Here is a 13,940-nt window from a genome sequence, read left to right on the forward strand (position 1 = left end):
CTCTCCTAGCCGTTCTTGACGAGGCCGAGCAGCTTCGCCGCGTTGTCCTTGAGGATCTTCGGGCGGACTTCGGGTTTGATCTCGAGTTCGGCGAAGTCGGCGAGCCACCGGTCCGGGGTGATCACCGGATAGTCGGAGCCGAACAGGACCTTGTCCTTCAACAGGGTGTTGGCGTACCGCACGAGTTGCGGCGGGAAGTACTTCGGCGACCAGCCCGACAGGTCGATGTGGACGTACGGTTTATGCGTCGCGACCGCCAAAGCCTCGTCCTGCCAGGGGAAGGACGGATGCGCGAGGATGATGCGGAGTTCGGGGAAGTCGACGGCGACGTCGTCCACCAGCAAGGGATTCGAGTACTTGAGCCGGATCCCGCCGCCACCGGGGACGCCGGCGCCGATGCCGGTCTGCCCGGTGTGGAACAGCGCGGGAACCTCGAGTTCTTGGATGGCTTCGTAAAGCGGGTACGCCATCCGGTCGTTCGGCGCGAAACCCTGGAGGCTCGGGTGGAACTTGAAGCCTCGGACGCCGTGTTCCTCGACCAGCCTGCGGGCCTCACGGACGCCGGCCCCGCCTTTCCACGGATCGACGCTGGCGAAGGGGATGAGGACGTCGCCGTGCTCTGCGCAGCTTTCGGCGACCTCCTCGTTCGCGATCCGCGCGTGACCGGTGGCGTGTTCGGCGTCGACGGTGAAGACGACGGCGGCCATCCTGCGTTCCCGGTAGTACGCCGCCATTTCCGCGATGGACGGCTGCCGGTGACCGTGTGCCTTGAAGTACTTCTCCGACGCGCCGAACAGCGCGGGGCTCAGCGAACCGTGGCCGTCCTTGGAGATCTCCGCGTGGGTGTGGACGTCGATCGCGACCACTTCGTCGAGGTCGATCGGCATGTCACGGTCCCTTCGGCGCGGGGATGCCGAAACTCTCCGGGGCGGCGCCGACCCCGGCGTGCCAATCGAGCGCGATCCCGTCGGCGGTCCAGCCGCCGTCGGCGAAGGCCACGGTCTTCTCCCGCGGGTGTGCCCAGAGAGCGAGCCGGTCTCCGCCGATGCCGATCGCCTGACCGGTGATGTCCTTCGACTCGTCCGAGGCCAGGAAGACGACCAGGGACGCGGCGTCCTCGACCGTGCCCAGCCCTTCGTCGCGGCGCAGCCAGGGCGGGAACGGTTCGCCGGTGCGTTCCGCTTCCTCGATCACCGGCGCGAAGGCCGGGATGGTGCGCGTCATCTCCGTCGCGGCCACCGGGACGACGGCGTTGACCAGGATCTCCGCCTTCGCCAGTTCCATCGCCCAGGTCCGCGCCATGGCGGCGATCCCGGCCTTCGCGGCGGCGTAGTTGGTCTGCCCGAAGTTGCCCCGCTGCCCGGCGGGCGAGGAGACCAGGATCAGCCTGCCGCCCTCCCCCTGTTCCCGCATCCGGACTGCGGCGGCCCGAGCGCAGGTGAACGTGCCGCGGAGATGAACGCGGACGACGTCGTCGAAGTCTTCGTCGGACATCTTCCACAGCACCCTGTCGCGCAGGATCCCGGCGTTGGTGACCAGCACGTCGAGCCGGCCGAACTCCCCGACCGCGGTGGCGACCAGTCGTTCGGCGACCTCGGCGTCCCCCACCGGCGCGATCACCGGAACGGCTCGCCCACCTGCCGCGGCGATGGCGCCGACGGTTTCCCCTGCCGCCGCCTCGTCCACGTCGTTGACCACGACGGCGGCACCCGCGGCGGCGAGCGCTGCCGCGTAGGCCCGCCCCAATCCGCGGCCGCTGCCGGTGACCACCGCGACCTTGCCCGACAAGTCCATGGAGCCGTCCTCTCGTCGTCCGTTGCGGACCTAAAGTAGGTCACAATTCAAACGGCCGTCAAGAATCTGCCCAACATCATCGTCTAAGCTGCTCTGCGTGACCGAAGACGACACCGCATCCGGCCAGGCCCACCGGCCGCAGTCCCTGATGCTCAACTTCCTGGGCCTGTACGTGCTCGGCCGCGACACCGCCGTCTACTCCGGCAGCGTGATCGACGTGTTCGCCCGGGTGGGCGTCTCCGAGGAGGCCGTGCGCTCGACGCTGACCCGGATGGTCGCCCGCGGCCTGCTGACCAGACAGCGCCGAGGGCGACGTGTCTACTTCGGACTGACCGCCCGCGCGACCGAGGTCCTGGAGGACGGGCGGCGGCGGATCTGGGACACCGGCGCGGTCAACCGCGACTGGGACGGCACCTGGACCCTCGTCGGCTACTCCCTGCCCGACAGCAGGCGCGGCGACCGGCACGATCTGCGCAGCCAGCTCGTCTGGGCGGGTTTCGGCCTGCTGCAGAACGGTTTGTGGATCGCACCGGGCACCAGGGACGTCACCGCGATCGCCGGACCGCTCGGCCTGCTCGACCACGTGACCGTGTTCAGCGCCCAGGAGGCCAAGCCGACGGAATCCGCCGACCTGGTGCGCAAGGCCTTCGACATCGACGAGATTTCCGCCCGGTACCACGCCTTCCTCGACCGCTGGGATACGCCGAACCCGCTCCCCTCGATACCGGACGAGCTGGCCCGCCGCCTGCTTCTCCACACCGACTGGCTGCAAGCCGTCCGGCAGGACCCCCACCTCCCCGCCGAACACCTGCCCGAGGACTGGCCGGCCATTCGCGCGGAACAGGTCTTCGCGAAGCTCGACGAACGGATCCGGGACGCGTCGGCGAAATCGGCCGAGGAGGAGCTCGACGTCGTGAGTGCCGCCGACGGCTAGGCCGCGCTACCCTCGGTTTCCGGTGTGGATCATCGCGCGATCCGAGGGAGCTGCGAAATGGACCGTCCGGCCACGGCGGAGGAACTGTTCGACACCATCGGTTCCGCCTACGAGGACGTTTTCGGCCGTCCACCGGTGGTCGGCAGGGCGGTGCGCCATCTGCTGGAAACGCTGCCGCCGTCGTCGAGGGTGCTCGACATCGGCAGCGGAACCGGCCGTCCGGTCGCCGAAGACCTGACCGCCGCCGGGCACCGGGTGACCGGGCTCGACGTCTCGTCGGTGATGATCGGCATCGCCCGCGAACAGGTCCCCGCCGCCACGTTCGTACGAGCCGATGTGCGGGAATGGACGTCTCCGCCCGAGTCGTGGGAAGCCGTCTGCGCGTTCTTCCCGTTCCTGCAGATGCCGCGCAAGGACACCGAAGCCGTACTCGCCGACGTCGCGCGCTGGCTGGTGCCGGGCGGGCTGTTCGCCCTCGTCACCGTGCCGCGAGACTATGAAGACGTGCCGGTGCAGTTCTTCGGCCACACCTTCCACGAAACGAGTTTCATGCCGGACGACCTCGTCCGGCGGGTCGGCGCGGCCGGACTCGAGGTCACCGGCACCCATTCGGAGATCTTCACCGCGGACGAGCCGGGGACGCCGCCCGAGGAGCATCTGCTGATCACGGCGCGCCGCTGAGCAGGGCAAGGAGACAGCCATCATCGCGGTCGCGATCGTCGACCCCGGCGGAATCGGCTAGGCGACGGCCGAACCTTCAGCCACCGGTGCCGCAGGCAACTCCCGCGGTTCTTCCCGCTCCACCCCGGGGAACGCGACTCTCACCGAGAGTCCTCCGTCCGGCCGGGCGGCGGCCAGGATCGCGGCGTCGTGCGCGGTCGCGATGGCGCGGACAATCGACAGTCCGAGTCCGTGGCGGCCTTCCGGCCCCGCGGTGCGGTCGAGCCGCTGGAACGGTTCGAACAGGCGCTCCACCTGCTCGGCCGGGATGGTCTTGCCGGTGTTCGACACCGACACGACGGCGTAGGCGCCTTGCGTCTCCACGCTGACTTCGACCCTTCCGCCGGGCACGTTGTACCCGACGGCGTTGTCCACGAGGTTCGCCACCAGGCGTTCCACGAGCGCGGGGTCCCCGGTGGTCAGCGCCGGGGCGACGCGCGCCTCGATACGAACGTCGCGGTGCCGCGCGGCCGGCCGGGAGACCTGCAGGACCTGCTCGGTCAGCACCGCCAGGTCGACCGGTTCCCGGTGTTCCACCCCGCGTTCGCTGCTCGCCAGTGTGAGCAGCGATTCCAGCAGCCGTCCCTGCTGGCGGCCGAGCACCAGCAGGCGCTCGAACGTCGCGCGGAAGGCAGGGAGTGAACCCGCCGGGTCGATCAGCGTCTCCTCCAGCAGCGCGTGCTGGACGGTGAGCGGGGTGCGCAGTTCGTGGGCGGCGTTGGCGATGAAGCGTTTGTGCGCGTCCAGCGCCGATTCCAGCCTGCCGAGCAGTCCGTCGATGGTGTCCGACAGATCCTTGATCTCGTCGCGCGGTCCCTCCGCGGCCAGCCGCTCGTTGACGGTGCGCGCGGAGATCTGCTGCAACGACTCGGTCATCGTCCGCAGCGGCCGCAGTACCCGCCCGGCCACCAGCCAGCCGAGCACGATCGAGATCACCGTCATGATCGCCAGCGCTATCCCCGACTGGACCAGCAGGACCCGCAGTTCCTCCTCGTGCCGGACGACGGCCTGCGCCTGCCGTTCCGCCGCGCTCGCGGGCATGTCGGCCGGGGCCTGGTCGGTCACCGTCGGCGCACCGCCACCCGGCCGCTGCGTGACGAAGGTGAAGTTCTCCCGCGGCGAGTTGGCGACCAGCAGATAGGTGATCGCGAGCAGCACGGCGCCGGAGAACACGAACAGCAGGCCGTACAACGCGGTGAGCCGCAGCCGGACCCGGCTGGGCTTGAGACGCGGGAGCCACTCGGTCACGCGCATGTCAGATCCGGTAGCCGCCGCGCGGCACGGTCTCGATCACCGGCGGGCTGCCGAGCTTGGACCGCAACCGGTTGATGGTGGCCTTGACCGTGGTGGTGAACGGGTCGATCGCCTCGTCCCACACCCGTTCGAGCAGTTCCTCCGCGGAGATGACCCGGCCTTGGGCGGCGAGCAGGTACTCCAGGACCGCGAATTCCTTGGCGCTGAGCGCGAGCCGGGTGCCGCCGCGGGTGGCGATCCATTTGGCCGGGTCGAGCGTCAGGTCGCCGTGGACGAGCACCGGCGGGAGCGCCGGCTGGGAGCGTCGGCCGACCGCCCGGATCCGCGCGACCAGTTCGGCGTAGGCGAACGGCTTGGGCAGGTAGTCGTCGGCGCCGAGGCTGAGGCCTTCGACCCGGTCGGCGATGGTGCCGGACGCGGTCAGCATCAGCACCCGCGTCTGCGAGGCCTCGGCCGCCAGCGAGCGGCAGACGTCGTCGCCGTGCACGCCGGGGATGTCCCGGTCCAGCACCACGACGTCGTACTGGACCAGCGACGTGCGCTCGAGGGCGGATGAGCCGTCATAGACGACGTCGACCGCCATGCCCTCACGCCGCAGGACCCGGCCGACCGAATCCGCGAGTTCGGACTGGTCTTCGACGACCAAGACCCTCATCCGCCCTCCCCTCCCTCGCGCAAGGCTGCCAGGCCGGCGGTCACACGCCGGTCACAGACCCTCCCGTTCCCCTCAAAGTACCCCGCGTGACCGTCCAGGGGCAGCCGGTCACAGCGAGGTCACAGGTTCGCGGACCGTCGTGTGACCACCCGATGAGTAGAACTCGTCCCACGGACTTTCCCGAGGGAGGAAACAGGAAATGGCCATGGTGAAGGAAAAGAAGCAGCGTCGGGCGGGGATGCTCGTCGTCGCGCTGACGGTGGCCGGGCTCGGCCTCGCCGGCTGCGCCGGCGATCCCGCCGACAAGACGCCGGCCGACACCGGCAATACCGGTAACAGTGGCAACACGGGTAACAGCGAGCAGGACGAGCGGACCGCGGCGCTGGTGAAGTATTCGCAGTGCATGCGGGAGAACGGCGTCCCGAGCTTCCCGGATCCTGTCGGCGGGCGACTGCAGTTGCAGGCGCAGCGCGGAAGCGATCTCGACCCGAACAGTCCGCAGTTCCAGGCGGCGCAAGAGAAGTGCAAAGCGCTGGAGCCGCCGGGCCTCGCGCAGTCGGGCCAGAGCGGCGAACAGCAGGAGGCGATGCTGAAGTTCGTCGCCTGTATGCGCGAGAACGGCGTGCCGAAGTTCCCGGACCCCCAGCCCGACGGCCGCATGCTGATCAACCGCGGTGACGGTGTCGACCCCGAGTCGCCGTCGTTCAAGGAGGCACAGGAGAAGTGCCGCAAACTGCTGCCGGGCGGCGTCGCCCCCGGCCAGGGCTGAGGGACAACGGTAGCGCGATGAATGCGGGCAGACCACTGAGACGACGGCTGATCGTCGGTTCCACGGTGCTGGTGCTGACGGTCGGCGCCGGTGGCGCGGTCGTCGTGACGGCGCCGTTCACCGGAGAACCCCAGGCGGCCGCGCAGACGAGTACACCCACCGGGGCGACCGCGGCCGTACGGGAAGGGCCGCTTTCGGCACAGGTCAACACGAACGGCACGTTGTCCTACGCCGGACAGGACGACGGCTCGCCATATACGGCGGTGAACCAGGCGGAAGGGATCTACACCGCCCTGCCGGCGCAGGGCCGGTCGATCAACTGCGGCGACGTCCTCTACACCGCGGGCGACGACCCGGTGCCGTTGCTGTGCGGCGCACGGCCCGGCTATCGCGCTCTGTCCTATGGGGACGAAGGCTGGGACGTCCAGCAACTCAACAAGAACCTGGTCGATCTCGGCTACGCGACCACGTCCCAGCTCGATCCGAACGAGGATGATTTCACCTACCAGACCTACAAAGCGTTGAAGGAACTGCAGGAGAAGATCGGCGCGGACGAGACCGGCAAGCTGAAGCTGGGCGAGGCGGTCTTCCTGCCGGGTGCGTCGCGGGTCAGCAAGGTCGTCGCCAAACTCGGGACGCGGGCCGTGCCGGGGACGCCGGTGTTCGAGGCGACTTCGACCGGGCGGCAGGTGACGGTCGAGCTCAACGCGGCGCAGCAGTCCGCGGTCAAGGTCGGCGACAAGGTGCAGATCACGTTGCCCGACAACAAGATCACCCTCGGGAAGGTGGCGCGAATCGGCACTGTCGCGAACTCGGCGGCCGAGGAGCAGGCGACAGGTGGGGGGTCGGCGAACGCGACGATCCCGGTCTACGTGTCGCTCGACAAACCGGAGGACGCCGGCACACTCGACCAGGCGCCGGTCCAGGTCGAGATCACCACCGACGGCGTCGACAAGGCGCTGATCGTCCCGGTGACCTCGCTGACCGGGCAGGCGGGCGGCGGATACGCCGTCGAACGGGTCGACGCGCAGGGCGCGCACCGGATCGTCCCGGTCAAACTCGGCCTGTTCGACAACGCCAAGGGCCTCGTGCAGGTGACGGGAGAACTCAAGGCGGGCGACCGCGTGGTGGTGCCGTCGACATGACCGCGCCGATGAGCACCGGGGTGTACGCCCCGGACACCGGCAACGGCCTCGCGCCGCCGGTGCTGGAACTGGAGAACGTCACCAAGGAGTACGGCAGCCAGCCACCGGTCCCGGCCCTGCGCGGGGTCAGCTTCACCGTCCGCAAGGGCGAACTGGTCGCGATCGTGGGGCCGTCCGGTTCGGGGAAGTCGACGCTGCTGCACGTGATCGGGACGCTGGAGGCGCCGACGTCCGGGATCGTCCGGATCGACGGGGTCGACGCGGCGGGATTGAACGACAACCGCCTCGCCGCCCTGCGGGCCCGCAGCATCGGGTTCGTGTTCCAGCAGTTCTTCCTCGCCGAGCATTCGACGGCGCTGGAGAACGTCGCCAACGGTCTGCTGTACGCCGGGATCGGGCTGAAGGAACGACGGCAGCGCGCGGCCGACGCGCTGGAACGGGTCGGCCTCGAACACCGGGCGAACTTCCGGCCCAGCAAGATGTCGGGCGGGGAACGACAGCGGGTGGCGATCGCCAGGGCGCTGGTCGGGAAGCCGGCGATCGTGCTCGCCGACGAGCCGACGGGCAACCTCGACAGCAACACGGGAGCGTCCATCATGGACCTGCTCCACGAGTTGCACGACGGCGGCGCGACGATCCTGGTCATCACGCACGACAGCGACCTCGCCGCCGGGCTGCCGAGGCAGGTCCACGTGCTCGACGGACAGATCGTCTCCGACAGCGCGGGCCGGGGCGGGGAGTCATGATCGGGAACTCGCTGTCGCCCGCGCGGCTGAAGGCAGGCGATCAGGCGCGGGTCGCGCTGATCGGGATCCGCACCCGGAAACTGCGGGCGGCGCTCTCGGCACTGGGGATCGCGATCGGGGTCGCCGCGATCGTCGCGGTCCTGGGCCTTTCGTCGTCGTCGCAGGCGGGTCTGCTGGCCGAGATCGACCGGCTGGGCACCAACCTGCTGACCGCGACGACCGGGCAGACCTTCACCGGAAAGGACGCGAAACTGCCGCTGGAGTCGCCCGCGCGGATCAACCGGCTGCCGGATGTCGAGCAGGTGGCGAACACCGGCACGATCAGCGATCCCAAGGTGTACCGCAGCCCGCTGATCCCCGAGGTGACCACGAACGCGCTGCAGGTCAAGGCCGCCAGCCTGAACCTGCTGCCGGTGGTCGCGACGACGGTCGCGCAGGGCGTGTGGCTGAACGAGGCCACCGCGACGGAACCGGTCGTCGTCCTCGGGGCCACCGCGGCGAAACGGCTCGGGGTCGTCGCGGTGCATCCCGGGTCGCGGATCTGGCTCGGCGGCCAGTGGTTCTACGTCGCCGGCATCCTCAGCCCGGCGGTGCTGGCGAACGAGATCGACACCAGCGTCCTGGTCGGCTACCCGGCCGCGCAGCGCTACCTCGACTACGCGAGCATCGCCGACGGCAAGGCGACCATCGGCCCGCCGAGCACGATCTACGTGCGGGCGAACACCGACAAGGTCGGCGCCGTGCACGGGGTGCTGGCGCAGACGGCGAACCCCGAAGCCCCGAACGAGGTCGACATCAGCCAGCCGTCCGACGCGCTCACCGCCCGGGCAGCCGCGACCGGGGCGTTCAACAGCCTGTTCCTGGGACTCGGCGCGGTCGCGCTGATCGTCGGGGCGGTCGGCGTCGCGAACATCATGATCATCTCGGTACTGGAACGGCGCTCGGAGATCGGGCTGCGGCGGGCGCTCGGCGCGACCCGGCGCCAGATCCGCACCCAGTTCCTGTCCGAGGCGATCCTGCTGGCGCTCATCGGCGGCGCGGTCGGGGTGGCCGCCGGCGTCGCGTCCACGGTGATCTACGCCCGGATCAAGGACTGGGCCGTGGTCATCCCGCCCGAAGCGTGGGCGGGCGGCATCGGTTCCGCCGTCCTGATCGGCGCGCTCGCCGGTCTTCTCCCCGCCATCCGCGCTGCCCGGCTTTCCCCCACCGAGGGACTCCGGACGGTCTGATCAGCCGAAGACGCCGCCGTGCCACTCCGACTTCACGGCGGCGTTTTCCCATTCCAGGAAAGGGTTCCGACCATGACGTTCCCCGTTGTGCGGATCGACACCGGCAAACTGGTGATCCGCGAATTCGACACCGCCGACGCGACCGCCGCGACCATGGTGATCGCGGCCGGGGACTGGGCCGCGCTCCCGCCAGGGGCCCCGCGTTCACCGCTCGGCGTCTCCCACTGGCTCCGTGAGCGGCTACCGCGGTTCCGGAACGCCGGAATGGGCGTGCACCTGGCCGTCCTGGACGGTGAATCCGGTGCCCATCTCGGCGCGATGAGCCTGTTCAATCCCGATTGGGACCGCCGGAGCGTCGAGATCGGCTACGGGCTGCGCTCCTCCTTCCGCGGTCAGGGCGTAATGAGCGAAGCCCTGCCCGCCTTGACCGCGTGGGCACTTTCGACCGGCCGGATGCGGCGGGTCGAACTGAGGACCGAGCCCCGGAACGCCGCGTCGATCCGGGTCGCGGAGAAGAGCGGGTTCGTCCAGGAAGCGACCGTGCTCGACATGGAAAGCGGTACGGCCATGCTGCTGTTCAGCCAGGAACACGCCCGTAGGCATATCCACGCCGCTCTGCGCGCGTTCTGAGGCGCTGGGCCGGCGCGGTCGTGAGTGGCGATTCGTGTTCTAACCCGAATTGCCACTCACGACCTTCAGGTGTGATCTTTGGTGACGGTGGGGCGGCTGTGACGTCGGTTGGCCGGTCATGTCTTCGGTAAGGCGTGACTCGCGTGCCTGGATGCCGCACTCGGGTGTGCGGCGTCTGAGCACGCGAGATCCGGGTTTGAGCACGTGAGTGCGGTGTAGCGTCACCCAGGCTGCCGTCTCGCCCGAGACAGGACCCGTTCGCCTTTCCCCTCAATAGAACCCAAATCGCCACTCGCGACCCTGCACCCCGCTGGCCTGGCCCGCGTGAAGGCCCCCATTCCTCGGCTCAACCGAGGAAAGGGGGCCTTCACGCGCTTCACACAGATCACTCAGTCATTCGCGAGAGTGGCTTCGAACTCCTCGATGTCGTCCTGGGCGAGGGAGATCAGGCCGAAGTCGGACGGCGTGTGCCCGCCCGCGCCACCGGCGTCGATATATGCGACCAGACCGGTCAGCATCGCCGCCCAGCCTGCCGCCAGATCCTCGAGGTCCGCCGCCGCGAACAGGCCCGACGGTGCCTCCAGGTTCAGGTTCAGTTCGGGACCTTCGGGCAGGTCCCGCACGATCCCGCCCGCTTCGAGCGCGTGCCTGGCCGGCATGTCGTCGTCGACCGCTCCACCGAGCGCTCGCTCCCCCGCCGGCTGCCACGGCCGAACCTCGGGAACGGCACCGGCACCGTCCGCAACAGCGGGTTCCCGCGTCGCGGCGAAGCGGCCCATGTAGTTGAACCCGATCTGAGGTACCGGCAACGCGGCAAGGCTCCCCGCGGTGGCGTCGTTGAGGTAGCGGAGCATGCCGTACCCGAGTCCGTCGCCGGGCACCGCGCGCATCCGCTCCTTGATCCGTTTGACCAGTCTTCCCGCGTCGGCGCCGCCGGAGCGGACCTCGGCGAAGTCGATCGGACCGGGATCGAGCCGCACCGGGTACTGGCTGGTGAACCAGCCGACGGTGCGGGCCAGATCCATGTCCTCGGTCAGCGGTTCCCGGCCGTGCCCTTCGACGTCGACGAGCATTCCACCGTCGGCGGTCCGGCCCCTCGCGCGCTGCCATTCGCCCACGGCGGCCAGCAGTCCGGCGAGGAGGACGTCGTCGACGCCCGTGTGGAACGCCGACGGCACTCGCGTGAGCAGCGCGGACGTCACCTGTTCCGGCACCGAGACCGGCGCGCGCCGCACGCCCGCCGCGACGGTGTCGCGTTCCGCGTCGAGCGGCCGGTCGCCGAGCAGGTGATCGGTGCCTGCCAGCATCCGCTTCCACTCCGGCAATTCGCCGACCCGGTCCTGGCCGCGTGCCTGCTCCGCGAGCGCCGTCGCCCACCGGCGGAACGAGGTCCCCGCCGGATCCAGCACGGGATCCTGCCCGGCTTCCAGTTCCTTGTACGCGGTGGCCAGATCCGGCACCAGGATCCGCCACGAGACACCATCGACCACCAGGTGGTGTGCGACGACGAGCAGGCGCCCGGTCTCGTCCGGTCCGGCGTCGAGCCAGACGGCCTGCACCATCACCCCGCCCGCGGGGTCCAACCGTTCCAGCGCCAGGCCGGCCTGCGTCTGCACCAGTTCGCGCTGCTCCTCGGTGCCGAGTCCGGTGGCGTCGACCTGCCGGACGAGCGAGACGGCGGAAACAGCTTCGTCCGAACCCGGCTCGGGGACGGCGAACGCCCGCTCCTCCAGCCGGGCGCGCAGCAGCGGATGGCGGTCCATCACCAGGTCCAGTGCCTGCGCGAGCCGCGTGAGATCGAGGTTCGCGGGGACCGCGACGAGCATGGACTGGCTCCCCGCCTTGGTGACCGAACCCGTCCGCTCGGCCAGGTCGTACATCACCGGGGTCAACGGGATCGAGCCGGTCGGGACGTCCTCCGCGGCGTCGGCGGGATCGAGTTCCGCCACCGAACCAGCCACCCGGGCCAGTTCCGCGGGCGTCTGGAGTTCGAACACCTGCCGCGGCGTGATCACCACTCCGGCCCGGCGGGCCCGGGAGACGACCTGCATCGACATGATCGAGTCGCCGCCGAGTTCGAAGAACGAGTCCTCGGCTCCCACCCGCTCCAGGCTCAGCACCTCGGCGAACAGTCCACAAAGGATCTCCTCGACCGGGGTGGCCGCCTCGCGTCCCTTGACCAGCGCGCCGAAATCGGGAGCGGGCAACGCGGCCCGGTCGAGTTTCCCGTTCACCGTCACGGGAAGCGCGTCGAGGGTCAGCACGGCGGCCGGGACCATGTAGTCCGGCAGCCGCGACGCCGCGAAGTCCCGCAGGATCTGCCCGGCCGTTTCGGCGTGGCCGTTGAGCCCACCGTCGGCCGGGACTACGTAGGCCACAAGCCGTTTGACGCCGGGCAGATCCTCTCGCGCGATCACGGCGACCTGCCCGACCAGTTCGTGTCCGGACAGCACCGCCTCTACCTCACCCGGTTCGATACGGAACCCGCGGATCTTGATCTGCCCGTCGGCGCGGCCGGCGAACTCCAGTTCCCCCGACACCGTCCAGCGGCCGAGGTCGCCGGTGCGGTACATGCGGCCGCCGGTCCAGTCGGCGCCGTCGTGCCCGACGACGTCGGTGAAGGGGCAGGCGACGAACCGTTCCGCCGTCATCCCGACCCGGCCGACGTAGCCGCGGGCGAGACCCGCGCCGGTCACGTACAGCTCGCCGGTGACGCCGGGCGGCACCGGCCGCATGAACTCGTCGAGGACGTACACCTGCGTGTTGTCCAGCGGGAAGCCGATCGGCACCGCGGCCGGGACGCTTTCCGCTTCGGTGAACGGGATCTGCGTCGTGAACGACGTGTTCTCGGTCGGCCCGTAGGTGGTCCGCACGATCATCCCGGGATGGGTTTCGAGCAGTGTCCGGATCGCCGTCGCGGAGACGACGTCGCCGCCGGTCGAGACCTCGCGGACGCCGGCGAAGATATGCGGCGTCTGCTCCGCGAGTGCCCGGAACAGACCGGCCGTCGCGTGCACGTTCGTCACGCCCTGTTCGGCGATCAGCTTGCCGCGCTCGATCGCGTCGACCTCACCGGGCGGGACGATGACCAGCCTGCCACCGCGCAGAAGCGGCACCCACAGTTCGTAGGTGGACGCGTCGAAGGCGTGGTTGGCCTGCATCAGGACCCGTTCGGTGATGTCCTCGCGCCAGCTGCGGTCGAGGACGAAACTCGCGACGTTCCCGTGCGTGATCGCCACGCCCTTCGGCACGCCCGTCGAGCCGGAGGTGTACATGACGTAGGCCAGGTTCTCCGTCGAGACGGGGATCCCCGGGTTGGTCGCGTCCACTTCGGACAGTGCGTCGGCGAGGTGGACGATCTCCGCGTCACCGAGCACGCCACCGGTGACGACGGCGTGGTCCGCGGTCGTCTCGTCGACGAGCACGGCCGACAACGCCGCTTCGGCGACGACGGCGCGCAGTCGCTCGACCGGATGGTCGCGGTCGAGCGGGACATACGCCCCACCGGTCTTCATCACCGCGAGCAGTGCGGCGACCAGGTCGGCCGACCGCCGCATCACCACGCCCACCAGACTTTCCTGCCCGACGCCCGCCGCGAGCAACCGGTGTGCGACGCGGTTGGCCCGCTCGTTCAGCTCGCGATAGGTGAGCACCGCGTCGTCACCGACGACGGCGATCGCGTCCGGTGTGCGTTCGGTCTGCGCCTCGAACAACGCACCCATCGCCATCCCCGGCAGCGGCCGGGTGGTGGCGTTCCACTCCAGGACGACCTGGCGACGCTCGCCCGGGTCCAGCACCTCGATCCGGCTCAGAAGCACGTGCGGGTCGGCGACGATCTGCTTGAGCACGCGGACCAGCCGCGCCATCAGCGCTTCGGCCGCCGACGACTCGAACAGGTCGGGCCGGTAATCCAGCCGCAGTTCCATCGCGCCGGCCGGGGTCACCACCAGCGTGAGCGGATAGTGCGCGGCCTCCTCGCCGCCGGCGCCACTGACCCGGATGCCGCCGTACTTCGGCTCCGCCGGATCGCCGCCGGGCGGCGGGCCACCCTCACCGGGCGGAGG

The 13,940-nt window shown here is 69.9% G+C and carries 12 protein-coding genes; 7 read left to right on the top strand and 5 right to left on the bottom strand.

Features of this window, described 5'->3' with window-relative positions; all coding sequences use genetic code 11:
- Positions 1-5: 5 nt before the first annotated feature.
- On the bottom strand, positions 6-887 hold the full coding sequence (locus H5J31_RS11520) for an amidohydrolase family protein (RefSeq protein WP_181772498.1): 882 nt from the start codon (positions 885-887) through the stop codon (positions 6-8).
- 1 nt (position 888) lies between these two features.
- Complete coding sequence (locus H5J31_RS11525; RefSeq protein WP_181772499.1) at positions 889-1,794, bottom strand: SDR family oxidoreductase; 906 nt, start codon at positions 1,792-1,794, stop codon at positions 889-891.
- Positions 1,795-1,891: 97 nt separating this feature from the next.
- Here H5J31_RS11525 and H5J31_RS11530 point away from each other — a divergent pair, with 97 nt between their 5' ends.
- Positions 1,892-2,728: a PaaX family transcriptional regulator gene (locus tag H5J31_RS11530; protein WP_328701454.1), complete on the top strand. Its 837-nt coding sequence runs from the start codon at positions 1,892-1,894 to the stop codon at positions 2,726-2,728.
- Between the two features lie 57 nt (positions 2,729-2,785).
- Positions 2,786-3,409: a class I SAM-dependent DNA methyltransferase gene (locus H5J31_RS11535; RefSeq protein ID WP_181772500.1), complete on the top strand. Its 624-nt coding sequence runs from the start codon at positions 2,786-2,788 to the stop codon at positions 3,407-3,409.
- Positions 3,410-3,466: 57 nt separating this feature from the next.
- Here the strand turns inward: H5J31_RS11535 and H5J31_RS11540 are convergent, their stop codons facing one another.
- Positions 3,467-4,702 carry a sensor histidine kinase gene (locus tag H5J31_RS11540; RefSeq protein WP_181772501.1) on the bottom strand — a complete coding sequence of 412 codons (1,236 nt, stop codon included), beginning with the start codon at positions 4,700-4,702 and terminating at the stop codon, positions 3,467-3,469.
- Between the two features lies 1 nt (position 4,703).
- Positions 4,704-5,357 carry a response regulator transcription factor gene (locus H5J31_RS11545; protein WP_181772502.1) on the bottom strand — a complete coding sequence of 218 codons (654 nt, stop codon included), beginning with the start codon at positions 5,355-5,357 and terminating at the stop codon, positions 4,704-4,706.
- A 199-nt stretch (positions 5,358-5,556) separates the two neighbouring features.
- On the opposite strand from H5J31_RS11545, the gene H5J31_RS11550 reads away from it, so the two are divergent.
- From H5J31_RS11550 to H5J31_RS11570, 5 genes are all read left to right on the top strand, one after another.
- Entirely contained in the window at positions 5,557-6,126 is a 570-nt protein-coding gene (locus H5J31_RS11550) for a hypothetical protein (protein ID WP_207897865.1), read from the top strand.
- Between the two features lie 17 nt (positions 6,127-6,143).
- The gene (locus H5J31_RS11555; RefSeq protein WP_181772504.1) at positions 6,144-7,271 is read left to right on the top strand and encodes an efflux RND transporter periplasmic adaptor subunit; all 1,128 of its coding nucleotides are present in this window, start codon (positions 6,144-6,146) and stop codon (positions 7,269-7,271) included.
- Positions 7,268-8,017, top strand: a complete 750-nt coding sequence (locus H5J31_RS11560) for an ABC transporter ATP-binding protein (RefSeq protein WP_236004939.1) — start codon at positions 7,268-7,270, stop codon at positions 8,015-8,017. The genes H5J31_RS11555 and H5J31_RS11560 overlap by 4 nt, the downstream gene beginning before the upstream one ends.
- Complete coding sequence (locus H5J31_RS11565; protein ID WP_181772505.1) at positions 8,014-9,246, top strand: ABC transporter permease; 1,233 nt, start codon at positions 8,014-8,016, stop codon at positions 9,244-9,246. The genes H5J31_RS11560 and H5J31_RS11565 overlap by 4 nt, the downstream gene beginning before the upstream one ends.
- Before the next feature lie 72 nt (positions 9,247-9,318).
- Positions 9,319-9,876, top strand: coding sequence for a GNAT family N-acetyltransferase (locus H5J31_RS11570; RefSeq protein ID WP_181772506.1), 558 nt, complete (start codon positions 9,319-9,321; stop codon positions 9,874-9,876).
- 389 nt (positions 9,877-10,265) lie between these two features.
- Here H5J31_RS11570 and H5J31_RS11575 read toward each other — a convergent pair.
- Positions 10,266-13,940 (bottom strand): non-ribosomal peptide synthetase (locus H5J31_RS11575; RefSeq protein ID WP_181772507.1); only part of this gene is annotated, 3,675 nt, incomplete at its 5' end.

Source organism: Amycolatopsis pittospori, from assembly GCF_013870525.1.
In the GTDB taxonomy this organism is placed as follows: Bacteria; Actinomycetota; Actinomycetes; order Mycobacteriales; family Pseudonocardiaceae; genus Amycolatopsis; species Amycolatopsis pittospori.

Bases quoted from the DNA above. Each gene is read 5' to 3' on its own strand.
- H5J31_RS11555 (WP_181772504.1), top strand. From the start codon at position 6,144: ATGAATGCGGGCAGACCACTGAGACGACGGCTGATCGTCGGTTCCACG.
- H5J31_RS11545 (WP_181772502.1), bottom strand. From the start codon at position 5,357: ATGAGGGTCTTGGTCGTCGAAGACCAGTCCGAACTCGCGGATTCGGTC.
- H5J31_RS11550 (WP_207897865.1), top strand. From the start codon at position 5,557: ATGGCCATGGTGAAGGAAAAGAAGCAGCGTCGGGCGGGGATGCTCGTC.
- H5J31_RS11565 (WP_181772505.1), top strand. From the start codon at position 8,014: ATGATCGGGAACTCGCTGTCGCCCGCGCGGCTGAAGGCAGGCGATCAG.
- H5J31_RS11525 (WP_181772499.1), bottom strand. From the start codon at position 1,794: ATGGACTTGTCGGGCAAGGTCGCGGTGGTCACCGGCAGCGGCCGCGGA.
- H5J31_RS11520 (WP_181772498.1), bottom strand. From the start codon at position 887: ATGCCGATCGACCTCGACGAAGTGGTCGCGATCGACGTCCACACCCAC.
- H5J31_RS11535 (WP_181772500.1), top strand. From the start codon at position 2,786: ATGGACCGTCCGGCCACGGCGGAGGAACTGTTCGACACCATCGGTTCC.
- H5J31_RS11540 (WP_181772501.1), bottom strand. From the start codon at position 4,702: ATGCGCGTGACCGAGTGGCTCCCGCGTCTCAAGCCCAGCCGGGTCCGG.
- H5J31_RS11560 (WP_236004939.1), top strand. From the start codon at position 7,268: ATGACCGCGCCGATGAGCACCGGGGTGTACGCCCCGGACACCGGCAAC.
- H5J31_RS11570 (WP_181772506.1), top strand. From the start codon at position 9,319: ATGACGTTCCCCGTTGTGCGGATCGACACCGGCAAACTGGTGATCCGC.